15 protein-coding genes are annotated in these 13563 nt (G+C 58.9%); 2 read left to right on the plus strand and 13 right to left on the minus strand.

The window, feature by feature from the left end; all coding sequences use genetic code 11:
• Positions 1-80 precede the first annotated feature (80 nt).
• From ACA072_RS08645 to puuE, 6 genes are all read right to left on the minus strand, one after another.
• Complete coding sequence (locus ACA072_RS08645) at positions 81-1439, minus strand: nucleobase:cation symporter-2 family protein (RefSeq protein ID WP_497623979.1); 1359 nt, start codon at positions 1437-1439, stop codon at positions 81-83.
• Between the two features lie 192 nt (positions 1440-1631).
• Positions 1632-2936: a urate hydroxylase PuuD gene (locus ACA072_RS08650; protein ID WP_497623980.1), complete on the minus strand. Its 1305-nt coding sequence runs from the start codon at positions 2934-2936 to the stop codon at positions 1632-1634.
• A gap of 50 nt (positions 2937-2986) precedes the next feature.
• Positions 2987-3490, minus strand: coding sequence for an ureidoglycolate lyase (locus ACA072_RS08655; protein ID WP_010456681.1), 504 nt, complete (start codon positions 3488-3490; stop codon positions 2987-2989).
• Positions 3491-3611: 121 nt separating this feature from the next.
• Positions 3612-4607 (minus strand): allantoicase, encoded by a 996-nt coding sequence (gene alc / locus ACA072_RS08660; protein WP_392890317.1) that lies wholly within the window; start codon positions 4605-4607, stop codon positions 3612-3614.
• 89 nt (positions 4608-4696) lie between these two features.
• Positions 4697-5212 (minus strand): 2-oxo-4-hydroxy-4-carboxy-5-ureidoimidazoline decarboxylase, encoded by a 516-nt coding sequence (uraD, locus tag ACA072_RS08665; RefSeq protein WP_497623981.1) that lies wholly within the window; start codon positions 5210-5212, stop codon positions 4697-4699.
• Positions 5209-6135: an allantoinase PuuE gene (puuE, locus tag ACA072_RS08670; protein WP_497623982.1), complete on the minus strand. Its 927-nt coding sequence runs from the start codon at positions 6133-6135 to the stop codon at positions 5209-5211. The genes uraD and puuE overlap by 4 nt, the downstream gene beginning before the upstream one ends.
• A 418-nt stretch (positions 6136-6553) precedes the next feature.
• Here puuE and uraH point away from each other — a divergent pair, with 418 nt between their 5' ends.
• Positions 6554-6907 (plus strand): hydroxyisourate hydrolase, encoded by a 354-nt coding sequence (gene uraH / locus ACA072_RS08675; protein WP_010456673.1) that lies wholly within the window; start codon positions 6554-6556, stop codon positions 6905-6907.
• A 190-nt stretch (positions 6908-7097) separates the two neighbouring features.
• Here uraH and ACA072_RS08680 read toward each other — a convergent pair whose 3' ends face one another.
• The 7 genes from ACA072_RS08680 to ACA072_RS08710 all read right to left on the minus strand — a co-directional run bounded on the left by ACA072_RS08680 (position 7098) and on the right by ACA072_RS08710 (position 12288).
• Positions 7098-7724 (minus strand): LysE family translocator, encoded by a 627-nt coding sequence (locus ACA072_RS08680; protein WP_497623983.1) that lies wholly within the window; start codon positions 7722-7724, stop codon positions 7098-7100.
• Positions 7725-7803: 79 nt separating this feature from the next.
• Complete coding sequence (locus tag ACA072_RS08685) at positions 7804-9153, minus strand: NCS2 family permease (RefSeq protein ID WP_042932677.1); 1350 nt, start codon at positions 9151-9153, stop codon at positions 7804-7806.
• 352 nt (positions 9154-9505) lie between these two features.
• Positions 9506-9877 carry a glutathione S-transferase N-terminal domain-containing protein gene (locus tag ACA072_RS08690; protein WP_497623984.1) on the minus strand — a complete coding sequence of 124 codons (372 nt, stop codon included), beginning with the start codon at positions 9875-9877 and terminating at the stop codon, positions 9506-9508.
• A gap of 101 nt (positions 9878-9978) precedes the next feature.
• Positions 9979-10524, minus strand: coding sequence for a GTP cyclohydrolase I FolE (folE, locus tag ACA072_RS08695; RefSeq protein ID WP_003204506.1), 546 nt, complete (start codon positions 10522-10524; stop codon positions 9979-9981).
• A gap of 77 nt (positions 10525-10601) precedes the next feature.
• Positions 10602-11159, minus strand: a complete 558-nt coding sequence (locus tag ACA072_RS08700) for a Smr/MutS family protein (protein ID WP_497623985.1) — start codon at positions 11157-11159, stop codon at positions 10602-10604.
• Between the two features lie 87 nt (positions 11160-11246).
• Positions 11247-11567 carry a hypothetical protein gene (locus ACA072_RS08705; RefSeq protein WP_010456650.1) on the minus strand — a complete coding sequence of 107 codons (321 nt, stop codon included), beginning with the start codon at positions 11565-11567 and terminating at the stop codon, positions 11247-11249.
• A 130-nt stretch (positions 11568-11697) separates the two neighbouring features.
• On the minus strand, positions 11698-12288 hold the full coding sequence (locus ACA072_RS08710; protein WP_497334793.1) for a cysteine hydrolase family protein: 591 nt from the start codon (positions 12286-12288) through the stop codon (positions 11698-11700).
• Between the two features lie 238 nt (positions 12289-12526).
• Here ACA072_RS08710 and prmB point away from each other — a divergent pair, with 238 nt between their 5' ends.
• Positions 12527-13435 (plus strand): 50S ribosomal protein L3 N(5)-glutamine methyltransferase, encoded by a 909-nt coding sequence (prmB, locus tag ACA072_RS08715; RefSeq protein WP_497623986.1) that lies wholly within the window; start codon positions 12527-12529, stop codon positions 13433-13435.
• The last annotated feature ends 128 nt before the right edge of the window (positions 13436-13563 follow it).

Raw genomic sequence — 13563 nt, forward strand, 5'->3', positions numbered from 1 at the left:
GTCACATCCAACATCAATGTTGACTGGCAAACCGCTTTCGCGAGCAAGCCCGCTCCCACAGGGGGTTGTGTCTTTACCTGTTAGTGCGGGTGGGCAGGGCAGTCGTTGATCGCCGCGCGTTCGCGGCCGCCAAGAATGTTGAACAGCAGGTTCAGCGACAGCGCACTCAACGTCGCCATTGCAATGCCGCTGTGGGTGATCGGACTCATCCACAACGGCAGGTGTGCGAAGAACTCCGGACGCACCACCGGGATCAGCCCCATGCCGATGCTCACCGCCACCAGCAACTGATTGCGACGGTCACCGATGTCGGCTTCCTGGAGAATCTTGATCCCGGTCGCGGCGACCATGCCGAACATCGCAATCGCCGCGCCGCCCAGTACTGCCGGCGGAATCGACGCCACCAGGAACGCCGCTTTCGGCAACAGACTGAGCACCACCAGCAAACCGCCGGCAACGATGGTCACCGAGCGGCAACGCACGCCGGTCATCTGCACCAGGCCGATGTTCTGCGCGAACGAAGAGTGGGTGAAGGTGTTGAAGAAACCGGCGAAGAACGAAGCGCCGGCATCACACAGCAAGCCGCGACGCAGCATGCGTGGGCAGACTTCCTGGCCGGTAATTTTGCCCAGCGCGAGGAACATCCCGGTGGACTCGACGAAGATAATCACCACCACCAGACACATGGAGAGGATCGGTGCCAGTTCAAATTTGGGCATGCCGAAATGCAGCGGAGTGACGATCTGCAGCCATGGCGCATCCGCCATGCCGCTAAGGTCGACCATGCCGATCAGCCCGCAAATCACGTAGCCCAGGCACATGCCGATCAGCACGGAAATATTGACCCAGAATCCGCGCATGAAGCGATGGACCAGCAGAATGGTGGCCAGCACCAGCGCGGCGATGGCCAGGTAAATCGGCGAACCGAATTGCGTGGCGCCAGCACCGCCGCCCGCCCAGTTGACGGCCACGGGGAACAGCGACAAACCGATCGAGGTGATGACCGTGCCAGTCACCAGCGGCGGGAAGAAGCGTACGACTTTAGACATGAACGGCGCGATGATCATGCCGAAGAAACCGGCGGCGATGGTCGCGCCGAAGATCCCTTGCAGACCGATGCCCGGCATGCCGGCCATGGCGACCATGCTGCCGACGGCGGCAAAACTGGCGCCCATCATCACCGGCATGCGGATGCCCATCGGGCCGATGCCCAGCGATTGCACGATGGTGGCGATCCCGGCCACCAGCAGGTCGGCGTTGATCAGGAAGGCGATTTCTTCACGACTCAGGCCGGCGGCCTGCCCGATGATCAGCGGCACCGCGATGGCTCCGCCGTACATCAGCAGAACGTGTTGCAGACCCACCAGGATCAGTTGCAAAAGGGGCAAACGCTGAATAGCGGGTGCGTCGGGGATGCGCGCTTCGGATAGCTCGGACATGCAACACCTCGGATCTTTTTATTCTTGTGATTTTTTGCAGCACGTCACCCTGTGGGAGCGGGCTTGCTCGCGAAGAGGCCATTCGTTTCAACATCACTGTTGACTGACCCGACGCTTTCGCGAGCAAGCCCGCTCCCACAGGGAATTGCTTGTACCTGTGGGAGCGGGCTTGCTCGCGATGCTTTTAGCTACTTAATTGGTCGGAGCTCCCTGAACAATCCACGCACCGATCAGGTCACGTTCCTGCTGAGTCATCTGGGTGATGTTGCCCAGTGGCATGATCTGGCTGGTGACGGCTTGCGCCTGGATCCGCGCGGCGTTCTGGCGGATCTGCTCGGGGGTGTCGAACATCACACCGGCCGGTGCCGCGCTGAACAGCGGGCTGGTCGGTTTGGCCGAATGGCAGACCGTGCAGCGTTCCTGGATCACGTTGTGCACCTTGTCAAAACCAGGACCTGCATTGGACGCTTGCGCCGGGGCGGCGGCAGGTGCTTGTGCAGGTTTTGCTTCAGCCGGTTTCAAACCACCGCCCACTGCTGTTTCCGGCAGAGGCTGGTATTCGATCTTCGCTGGAGCGTTGGCGACTTCAGGCGCGCTGGACATCGGCTTCGGACCGGACACATAGGCCAGGCAAATCATGCCCACCGCTGCCACGGGCAGGGTCCAGGCATATTTGTGGCTGTCGTGACGGGTGTTGAAGTAGTGACGCACCAACACCGCCAGCACCGCGATCCCGGCCAGGATCAGCCAGTTGTATTGGCTGCCGTAGGTGCTCGGGAAATGGTTGCTGATCATGATGAACAGCACCGGCAAGGTGAAGTAGTTGTTGTGACGCGAACGCAGCAAGCCTTTGGCCGGCAGTGCCGGATCCGGCGTGCGGTTCTCGGCAATCGCCGCCACCAGTGCGCGCTGCGCCGGCATGATGATGCGGAACACGTTGCCGACCATGATGGTGCCGATGATCGCGCCGACGTGCAGGTACGCACCACGACCGCTGAACACTTTGCTGAAGCCGTAGGCGGCGCCAATGATCAGCACGAACAGGATGAAGCCGAGCAGGGCAGGGCGTTTACCCAGGGCCGAGTCGCATAGGAAGGAGTAGACGAACCAGCCGACGAACAACGAAGCGATGCCCAGTGCGACCCCTTCAGGGCCGGTCAGGCTGCTGCCCGGTGCCAACAGGTATAACGTCGGGTTGGAGTAGAACACCACGCACAGCAGCGCGATCCCCGACAGCCAGGTGAAGTAGGCTTCCCACTTGAACCAGTGCAGGTTGTCCGGCATGGTCGGTGGAGCCAGTTTGTATTTTTCCAGGTGATAGATACCGCCGCCGTGGATCGCCCACAGATCGCCCGCCAGACCGCTTTTCGGGTTGACCCGATTGAGGTTGTTTTCCAGCCAGACGAAATAGAACGACGCACCGATCCAGGCCACGCCAGTAATCATGTGAACCCAGCGCACGCTCAGGTTCAGCCATTCCAACAGATGTGCTTCCACAGTCTTTACCTCTCGCCCGTCACTCTGTTGTCGAGTGATCGGACCTTCTCTTATTGGTGGGGGGCAAGGATCAAACGCTCATCCTCTTTGAAAAAATGCTCATCGCAGTTATTGCCTGTGCCACTGCGATCAACCACCAGGAAGTCATCCCGCTTTTCGATCGTCAGCACCGGGTGGTGCCAAACGCCGCGATGGTAATTAATGCCCTGCCTGCCGTTGGTGACGAAGGCGCGGACCAAGCCTGATACAGGTTCATCGCCAAGTGGCGCGACCACGATCAGAAAGGGGTTGCCGAGCAGCGGAATGAAAGCCTGGCTGCCCAGCGGGTGACGCTCCAGCATGCTGACGGTCAGCGGCATGTCCTGCGCGTCGGCGCGGAAAATGCTGATGATTGCGTTGTCCTCTGGCGTGGCGGTTTGCACCGTCGCCAGTTTGTGAAAGCGCATGGTCGAACCGTTGTTGATCATGAAGTGATCGCTGCCGTCGGTTTCGATCACGTCACCGAAAGGGGCGAAGGCTTCTTTGGTCAGCGGTTCAATCGTCAATGTGCGCATGCTGGTCTTCTTACCTTGAGTTCTGTGTTGTTTGTTCTTTTGCTATCGCTAGCAGGCTAGCTCCCACCTTTGGAATGCGTTCCCCTGTGGGAGCCAGCCTGCTGGCGATTGGGTTCGGCGCTTACTTAGCGACCTTGCCAAGGACGCGCAGGCGGCTCACACCACCATCCGGGAACACGTTCAGGCGGATGTGGGTGATCGGGCCCAGTGCCTTGATCTGCTCGGCGAAGGTGTGTTCGGCGTGCATTTCCAGTTTCTGCGCCGGCAGCAATTCGCGCCAGAACAGCGATTGGGTTTCGATCTGGCTGTCGGTACCGCCCTTCACGAAAGCGCCCTGGATCGAGCAGGTGTCCGGGTAGTTGCCCTTGAAGTGCAGGGTGTCGACGATGACTTTCTCGATCTCGCCGGCATGGCCCAGCGCCACGATCACCCAGTCATTGCCCGGTGTACGACGACGTGCAGTTTCCCAGCCGTCGCCCATGTTGATGCCACGGCCCGGGTTGAGGATGTTGCTCATGCGGCCGAAGTGTTCGTCGGAGCAGGCGAGGGCGCGGCCACCGTTGAGGGCTGCAGCCAGGTCGACCTGTTCGTTGTCGCCGACAGCGGACCAGTCACGGAACGGAATACCGTACACACGCAGACGGGCCACGCCACCATCCGGATAGATGTTGAAGCGCAAGTGGCTGAACGACTGGTCGTTGCTGATTTCGTGGTAGTGGTGACTGTTGCCTTGCAGCTCGACGGCGGACAGCACTTCAGTCCACTGGGTGTTTTCGTCCGGCTCGCCCGAGGCCAGGAAGCACGCTTCCAGAGAGGCCGACGGCGGGAAATTGCCGGTGAAGAATGAAGTGTCGATGTCCACGCCTTTGATCGAACCCGGTACGCCCAGGCGGATCACGGCGCTGTCGTAGCCTTCGAAGCGCTTGCGGCGCGACTCCCAGCCGTCCATCCACTTGCCGTTGTCATCGAACACACCCTCCTTCCACACAGCCGGGGTGGGCTGGAACAGGCGGTTGGCATCAGCGAACCAGTCATCGGTGACCGAGATGATTTTGGTGCCCAGGCGGGCGTCGGCCAGGTTGACGAACTTCTCGAAAGGTACGGCGTAAGCTTTCATTCTTCTTGTCTGCCTTTAATAAGTTGGCTTGGGATGCTTGCAGTGCCCTGGGTGCTCTTTCGCGTTTAAGAACACTCGGGCAAGGCTCGCTATAGGGTCAGTAAACGGAACAAGGCGATCTTGTTGATCTCCGCCAGCGCGCATTTGAATTCGGTATCCGCCGAATTGTGAATGCGCGTTTCGAACGCCGCGAGGATCTGATGCCGGTTGCTGCCTTTTACCGCCATGATGAAGGGAAACCTGAACTTGGCTTTGTAGGCGTCGTTCAGCTCGGTGAAGCGAGAAAACTCTTCGGCCGTGCATTGGTGAATACCGGCGCCAGCCTGTTCATTAGTGCTGGCTTCGGTCAGCTGGCCCTGGACGGCGGCTTTGCCGGCCAGGTCCGGGTGAGCGTTGATCAGTGCCAGTTGGCTTTGCTGATCGGCGCTCAACAGGATGTCGCTCATGCGCTGGTGCAGGGTTTCGATCTCGTCGATCGACGCGTCCTGGCCCAGGTCGAAGGCCTTTTCGGCCACCCATGGCGAATGTTCGTAGATGTCGGCGAAGGCCTGGACGAAAGCGTCGCGGCTCAGGGTCGATGGTTTGACAGTTTGAAAGGTGCTCATTGGGCAGCCCCTTGATACGGGTGGGTTTCGTGCCAGTGGCGAGCGATGTCGACGCGACGGCTGAACCACACCTGTTCATGACTTTTAGCGTATTCGATAAAGCGCTTGAGCGAGGCCAGACGCGCCGGACGGCCGATCAGGCGGCAGTGCAGGCCGATCGACAGCATCTTCGGTGCTTCCGCGCCTTCGGCGTACAGCACATCGAACGCGTCTTTCAGGTATTCAAAGAAATCGTCGCCTTTGTTGAAACCCTGGACCTGGGTGAAGCGCATGTCGTTGGTGTCCAGCGTGTACGGGATCACCAGGTGTGGCTTGCCGGTCGGGTTGTTCGGTTCCCAGTAGGGCAGGTCGTCGTCGTAGGTGTCGCAATCGTAGAGGAAACCGCCTTCTTCCATCACCAGGCGGCGAGTGTTCGGGCCGGTGCGGCCGGTGTACCAGCCCAGTGGGCGTTCGCCGGTGATTTCGGTGAGGATGCGGATCGCTTCGAGCATGTGCTCGCGTTCCTGCGCTTCGTCCATGTACTGGTAGTCGATCCAGCGATAGCCGTGGCTGCAGATCTCGTGGCCGGCATCGACCATCGCGCGGATCACGTCCGGGTGGCGCTGGGCAGCCATGGCTACGGCGAAGATGGTCAGCGGAATGTCGAATTCCTTGAACAGCTTCAGAATCCGCCAGACGCCGGCACGGCTGCCATACTCGTAAAGGGATTCCATGCTCATGTTGCGCGCGCCTTGCAGCGGCTGCGCCGAGACCATTTCGGAGAGGAAGGCTTCGGATTCTTTATCGCCGTGCAGGATATTGCGCTCGCCGCCTTCTTCGTAATTGAGCACGAAGGACAGAGCGATGCGGGCATTGCCCGGCCAGTGTGGGTGAGGAGGGTTACTGCCGTAACCGATCAGGTCGCGTGGGTAGTCAGCGCTCACTGCAGTCTTCCTTCTTATTCGTTGACAGGTTGCGTGGCGGCCTGGCGGTGAGATGACAGGCTGGCGTCACAGCGATGGGTTGATTGTATACAACTTTATATCCACTTTGTAAGCCTGAATTTTTGCATTTTTGATGAGCTGTCATCTGGTCATGTCATTGCAAGAAACCTGCCTGGTTGGTCAGCTAATGGATGGAAGGTCCGCTGAGCGTATGGTTTGGCGTCAGATTCGCCGGGAATCCTTGAATGGCGGTGCTTGCTGGAAAAATGTCGTTTTTATTGTGTACAATTTTTTTGAAAAGTGTCTTAATCAATCGCTCGCCGCAGCGTTTCGTGCTCCGAATCGGTGCGGTCTCCTTTTCAACTGACTTCGGGAGGCGCGAGGTCTGACTGCTCCACGCAGCAGGCGCGCAGAATCAATGGGACGTTTGACAACACACGTTTTGGACGCTGCACACGGTTGCCCGGGCAGCTCGATCAAGGTCGAGCTGTACCGCGTTGAAGGCTCGCAGCTGGAATTGGTCGCCAGCGCGATCACCAACAGCGATGGCCGTGTCGATGCACCGTTGCTGCAAGGCGATGACTACCGTTCCGGGGTCTATCAGGTTCAGTTTCATGCGGGCGATTACTACCGCGCCCGTGGCGTTCAGTTGCCGGAGCCGGCATTCCTGGACGTGGTGGTGCTGCGGTTCGGCATCTCTGCGGAACAGGATCACTACCATGTACCGTTGCTGATTTCGCCGTACAGCTATTCCACGTACCGCGGCAGCTGATCCCCCAAGCAGCTGCCTCAACCTGGAAGCGACTGCGCATATAGCTTCTTTGGTCTTTCGCCCGCTCACACTGCGGGCTTTTTTTGCCTGGTGAAATGTGGCGTCCGTGCAGACGTAATCGCTAGCAGGCTAGCTCCCACAGGGGGGGGGTGAACGCCGCAACTCCAATGTGGGAGCTAGCCTGCTGACTTTAGCGGCTTAGCAATGAAGCCGCACCGGCACCACTGAACAGTCCGGCACTCACCCGATTGAACCAACTCTGCCCCTTGCCGCTGCGCAGATACCGAGCCGCACCATGCGCACCCATCCCATAAGCCAACTTGCACAGCAGATCCAACACGGTCCAGGTGGCAATCATCACCAGCAACTGCGGCAGGAAGGGTTGCTCGGCACTGAGGAACTGCGGCAGGAAAGCAGCGAAGAAAAGAATGTCTTTCGGATTGCTCGCGCCTAACACGAACGCACGCCCAAACAATGCACGAAAGCGCGGCACCGGCGCCGCTTGGGGCACTTCGGCGCCTACCGATGGCAGTCGCGATTGCTGCCAGCTCTGCCAGGCGAGGTAGAACAGGTAGAGCGCGCCGATGATTTTCAATGCACTGAACAACTGTTCCGATGCGAGAAGGAGGGCGCCCAGTCCCAGTGCCGAGGCACTGAGCAAGCAGATCGAGGCAATCACGCCACCCAGGAACGCCGGGTAAGAACGGCGTAAACCGTAATTCAGACTGTTGCTGATCATCAGCAAAGACAGGGGCCCCGGGATCAGGATCACCACCAGCGCAGCGCCGCTGAACAGCAGCCAGGTTTCCAGACTCATCACTTTCCTCCATTTGTGCAAAAGCCCCACCCGACGGGGTGAGGCTGTTTTGAAACACTGTTTTTGAAACGTAGACGGCTTACAAGAAAATGAACTTGGCGATGAAGATCGCGCACAGCACCCACAAACTGACGGAAATTTCCTTGTGCTTACCGGTAAAAGCCTTCAGCACCACGTAAGTGATAAAGCCCAGCGCGATGCCATCGGCGACCGAGAAGGTCAGCGGCATCATGATCGCGGTGACGATCGCCGGAATGCTGTCGGTCGCTTCGTCCCACTCGATGTGCGCCATGCCGCCCATCATCAACATCGCCACATAAATCAGCGCACCGGCGGTGGCGTAAGCGGGAATCATGCCAGCCAGCGGAGCGAAAAACATTGCCGCAATAAATAGCACACCTACGGTCACGGCGGTAAGACCAGTCCGACCACCCGCCGCAACACCCGCGGCACTTTCCACATAACTGGTGACGGGAGGGACACCCACCACCGCACCAAACACGCTGGAAGCACTGTCGGCTTTCATGGCGCGTGAAAGGTTCTCGATCCGCCCGTCAGCGTTCACCAGGTTGGCGCGCTGGGCGACGCCCATCAGGGTGCCGGCGGTGTCGAACATGTGCACAAAGAGGAAGGCCAGCACCACGCTGATCATGCTGACGTTGAACACGCCGGCGACGTTCATGGCCATCCAGGTCGGGGCCAGGCTTGGCGGGGCAGACATGATGCCTTCGTAGTGGACGAGGCCCAGGCCCCAACCCGCGAGGGTCACGGTGATGATGCTGATGAGAATCGCACCGAAAACTTTGTGGTAGCTGAGTACGGCGATCATCAAGAAGCAGATGGCAGCCAGCAGCGGGCCGGGCTCGCGCAGGGAGCCGAGTTTGATCAGGGTGGCCGGGCTATCGACGACGATGCCGGCGGTTTTTAAACCGATCAATCCCAGAAACAGACCCACGCCGGCGCCCATGGCGTAACGCAAGCTCACAGGAATGCTATTGAGCAGCCATTCGCGAATCCGCGAAAAAGTCAGGAACATGAACAACACACCGGAAACGAACACCGCGCCAAGGGCGGTTTCCCAGTTGTAGCCCATGGTGCCGACCACGGTGTAGGTGAAGAACGCGTTCAGACCCATGCCCGGCGCGAGGCCGACCGGCCAGTTGGCGTAAAGGCCCATCAACAGGCAACCCAACGCGGCAGCGATGCAGGTTGCGACAAACGCGGCACCGTGATCGATCCCGGCGTCAGCCATGATGTTAGGGTTGACGAAGATGATGTAGGCCATGGTGATGAAGGTTGTCAGACCGGCAATCAGCTCGGTCTTCACCGTGGTGCCATGCAAGCTGAGTTTGAAGATGCGCTCAAGCAAGCCATTGCGTAATGGCGGCGAGAGTTCCAGCGTCGGGGCTTCGGATTTGCGGCTTTCCACAGCGAATACTCCTCAAGAGTTTTATTTTTATTTCCAGGGCCGGACCCATGAGGGTGGCAGCGGCCCTTTGAGGCACTTGCGATTTGTTGACCGGCTGGTCAGAAACTCGCACGAAGTGGATTATGCTTTTGTATACAAATAAAGCAAATAATGTTTTTGATTTTGTAGACGAAAAGTTTGGCAATAGGGATATATCGCCGAGAGAGATGCTTTCGCGAGGGCGCTATCGCCGGTATGCGGGCGAAAAAAAACCGGCGATAGGCCGGTTTTTTCTAGTCGGGATTTGCAGTGGTGGTGCGGTCCTCATCGCGGGCTTGCCCGAGATGGCGTCAGTCAAACCACCACAAAACCATCAGGCAGCAGCAAACCGCTTATCCAGATAATCAATAATCACCTTGGACTCATACATCCAGGTGGTCTGCCCATTCTCTTCAATGCGCAGGCACGGAACCTTGATCTTGCCGCCTTGTTCCAGCAGGGTCTGGCGATCCTGTTCGTTGTTCTTCGCATCGCGCAACGCCACCGGCACATTCAGGCGACGCAGGGTGCGGCGGGTTTTCACGCAGAACGGGCAGGCTTGGAACTGATACAGTGTCAGGTCCTTGGCGGCCGTTTCAACCTGAGCCTGAGCGGCGGCGGGGCGCTGCTTCTTGCTTGGGCGGGTGATGAAGTCGATGAAGATGATCAGTTGGCCAAGGCCGACACGAAGCGCTTTTACGAACACGGAATAAGCCTCACAGGGCGAACGGAAGGCGCGCAGCTTACCTGATTTTTCACAGGCGAAAAAAAACCGGCGATGAATGCCGGTTTTCTTCGTGTAACGAATTACTTGATCAGGCTGAGAAACTCGCTGCGAGTTGCCGCGTTTTCGCGGAACTCACCCAGCATCACCGACGTGATCATCGACGAATTCTGTTTCTCCACACCGCGCATCATCATGCACATGTGCTTGGCCTCGATCACCACCGCAACGCCCAGGGCGCCGGTGACTTGCTGGACCGCATCGGCGATCTGGCGGCTGAGGTTTTCCTGGATCTGCAGGCGGCGAGCGTACATATCGACAATCCGCGCGACTTTCGACAGTCCCAACACTTTGCCGCTCGGGATGTACGCGACGTGCGCCTTGCCGATAAACGGCAGCAGGTGGTGTTCGCACAACGAGTAGAGCTCGATGTCCTTTACCAACACCATTTCGCTGTTATCGGAGCTGAACAAGGCACCGTTGGTGACTTCTTCCAGTGTCTGTTCATAGCCGCGGCAAAGGTACTGCATGGCTTTGGCGGCACGCTTTGGCGTGTCGAGCAGGCCCTCGCGGGAAACGTCCTCGCCCAATTGGCCGAGAATCGCGGTGTAATTCTGTTCCAGGGACATGAAACTACCTGTGGGGATTTTCGCAAAGGGCAAGGGTACGGTGGCAAACACGGCGCTGCAAGCGTGAAGCGACAGCTTTACTCGTCACGACCTTCCATCATGGTCCGTTTGAGCATCACATAAACCGCGCCGGCGCCGCCGTGTTTCGGTTGGCACGAGGTGAAGCCGAGTACCTGGGAATGCTGACGCAACCACGTATTGACGTGGCTTTTGATCATCGGCCGCTTGCCGTCCAGACGCACCGCCTTGCCATGGGTGACGCGTACGCAGCGGATTTCGAATTTGGTCGCTTCGGCCAGAAACGCCCAGAGGGTTTCCCGGGCTTTTTCAACGGTCATGCCATGCAGGTCGAGGCTGCCTTCGAACGGAATCTGTCCGATCTTGAGCTTGCGCATCTGGCTTTCCTGAACGCCGTCACGGGCCCACATCAACTCGTCTTCCGGACCGACGTCGATGACGAACTGATCGGACAGACCATCAACGGTGGTGGCATCGGTGCGAACGGTCGCGGCTTGGCGCAGCTTGGCGATTTGCGCGCGGTCGGCCTTGGGTTTGCCGGTTTCGGCGCGATCGTGCTTGATCGGCTTGACGCCGTGGATCGCACTTTTGAACAGGGAAAAATCGTCGTCTTGCATGTCAGCCTCCGCGAAGGGCGGCCAGTTTACCCAAGTCGAGGCGCTATCCATAACAATTGAGGCCCGCCAAAATGCCGGGCCTTTAATTCAATCGTGTTTTTTCATCAGGTGCGGGGACATGTTCAGCTCTCGCGACTGGCGCGAACGGCGACGGCAGCGACGCCACAACCACACACCGATATAAAGCACGAACAGGCCAACCGCCAGAATGATCGCCGAACCCAGCGGGCTGGCATTCAACTCGCCCAGGGCCGGGGGGCGGCCGAGCAGGCTGGCGGCACCGGCCATTGCCAGCAACACACCGCACGTCGCCAGCAAGGCAGCAAAGGCTGCGCCGAATCGAAAACGCCAATTGCGTTGGCCCTTGGGCCGCAAGCGGCGTGCATCAAAACCATCGGATAACTTCATTCCGACCTTCCTCAATGGGTATCGGCCCTTCGACCGGGAGTTGTCCGGGTTGTTCCTGAGGCTAAGTCAATTGCAGCAAATGAGAGGCTTTTGCGGATGAGCGGCGGTATTGACCGCTCTTCCAGGCCGATCAGATCAGTTCGTGAGTCAGCGCGAGGGTGGCGAAGTTGTCCGCCATGATCGCCATTTCGGTCTGTTGAACGTGTTCGGCCGTCAGTACGCCACCCTTGTAGGGCAAATCGCGAGTCGCGCAGGCGTCTTCAACCAGGGTGCAGCGAAAGCCCAGGTTCTTCGCCGCACGCACGGTGGTGCTGACGCTGGAGTGACTCATGAAGCCGCATACGATCAGGTCAAGGGAGCCCAGGTTCTGCAAACGTTCCAGCAATTCGGTGCCGTGAAACGCACTCGGCAGCAGTTTGCCGATAATGGTTTCGTCCGCCTGTGGCTCCAGGCCCGGGATGAACTCACCGCGCTCGCCCTGTGGATCGAACAGCCCGCCGACGGTGCCGAGATGACGCACATGCACGATCGGACGACCGGCTGCACGGGCAGCGGCCACCAGTTGCTTGATGTTCGCGACGGCAGCATCCATGCCGCTCAGGGCCAGCGGGCCGCTGAGGTATTCTTTCTGGGCATCGATGATGACAAGGGTCGCATGACCCAGATTGGCTGCTGCGTAACCGCGGCCGCTGAGTTGAAACATCGTTTTTGGAACGGACATTCTGGGGCTCCTTGGAGTGGGGCTTTTGCGACATTGTCCTCTGGCTGAGCGGTTCTGTGAATCGCTACTATCGTAGGCGCCGTCGTTGCTGGCGTGCAGCCTTGTCAAGATGCAGGTTTTGTTCAATAGCCAACAGCAAAAATGGATGTGTCCTACATCTGATCCGCTGTTTTCCCGCGTCGTCGTGGCGCGTTTTGGCTGTTAGAATCGCCAGTCGTTTTTTCTGGAGTTTGCCCCCGTGATCACTTCCCGCCTTCGTACCCTGCGTGACCATATCCGTTGGGCCGTCAGCCGCTTCCATGGGGAGGATCTGTTTTTCGGCCATGGGACCGACAACGCCTGGGACGAAGCCCGTCAGTTGGTGTTGGGTGCCTTGCACTTGCCATGGGAAATTGCCGACAGCTACCTCGACTGCAATCTGGAAGAGGACGAGTTGGTCAACCTGCAGCGCCTGCTCAAGCGTCGTATCGAAGAACGCATTCCAACCGCTTACCTGTTGGGCGAAGCGTGGTTTTGCGGCATGTCGTTCATCGTTGACGAGCGCGTGCTGATCCCGCGTTCACCGATTGGCGAGTTGATCGAAAAACGTTTCGAGCCATGGCTGGGCGCCGAACCTGCGCGGATTCTCGACCTGTGCACCGGGTCCGGTTGCATCGGTATCGCCTGTGCCTACGAGTTCCAGAACGCCGAAGTGGTACTGGCGGACCTGTCGTTCGAAGCGCTGGAAGTGGCCAACCAGAACATCGAACGCCATGGCGTCGATGAACGGGTCTACACCGTGCAGGGTGATGGATTTGATGGCTTGCCGGGCCAGCGTTTCGACCTGATCGTGTCGAACCCGCCTTACGTCGATGCGGAAGATTTCGCCGACATGCCGGACGAATATCAGCACGAACCTGAACTGGGCCTGGCCTGCGGTGATGATGGTTTGAACCTGGTGCGACGGATGCTCGCCGAAGCGGCGGATCATTTGACCGAGAAGGGCTTGCTGATTGTTGAGGTGGGTAACAGCCAGGTTCACGTCGAGGCGCTGTACCCGGAAGTCGACTTCGCCTGGCTCGATTTCGAGCGCGGCGGGCATGGTGTGTTCATGCTGAGCGCGGAGCAGTGCCGCGATCATCAGGCACTGTTCGCTTCCCGCGTCTGACTGAATTAGCTTGATCGTTCCCACGCTCTGCGTGGGAATGCCTCAATGGACGCTCTGCGTCCGCTCTTGGGGACGCGGAGCGTCCCGGGCTGCATTCCCACGCAGACGGTTCGACGCCTCGACGTGGG

The organism is Pseudomonas sp. LBUM1656, assembly GCF_059716065.1.

Coding starts and splice junctions, on each gene's coding strand:
- alc (WP_392890317.1), bottom strand. CDS start 4,607: ATGAAAGCTTACGCCGTACCTTTCGAGAAGTTCGTCAACCTGGCCGAC.
- folE (WP_003204506.1), bottom strand. CDS start 10,524: ATGTCCCTGGAACAGAATTACACCGCGATTCTCGGCCAATTGGGCGAG.
- ACA072_RS08645 (WP_497623979.1), bottom strand. CDS start 1,439: ATGTCCGAGCTATCCGAAGCGCGCATCCCCGACGCACCCGCTATTCAG.
- ACA072_RS08680 (WP_497623983.1), bottom strand. CDS start 7,724: ATGAGTCTGGAAACCTGGCTGCTGTTCAGCGGCGCTGCGCTGGTGGTG.
- ACA072_RS08705 (WP_010456650.1), bottom strand. CDS start 11,567: ATGAAGTTATCCGATGGTTTTGATGCACGCCGCTTGCGGCCCAAGGGC.
- uraD (WP_497623981.1), bottom strand. CDS start 5,212: ATGAGCACCTTTCAAACTGTCAAACCATCGACCCTGAGCCGCGACGCT.
- ACA072_RS08710 (WP_497334793.1), bottom strand. CDS start 12,288: ATGTCCGTTCCAAAAACGATGTTTCAACTCAGCGGCCGCGGTTACGCA.
- ACA072_RS08700 (WP_497623985.1), bottom strand. CDS start 11,159: ATGCAAGACGACGATTTTTCCCTGTTCAAAAGTGCGATCCACGGCGTC.
- uraH (WP_010456673.1), top strand. CDS start 6,554: ATGGGACGTTTGACAACACACGTTTTGGACGCTGCACACGGTTGCCCG.
- ACA072_RS08655 (WP_010456681.1), bottom strand. CDS start 3,490: ATGCGCACATTGACGATTGAACCGCTGACCAAAGAAGCCTTCGCCCCT.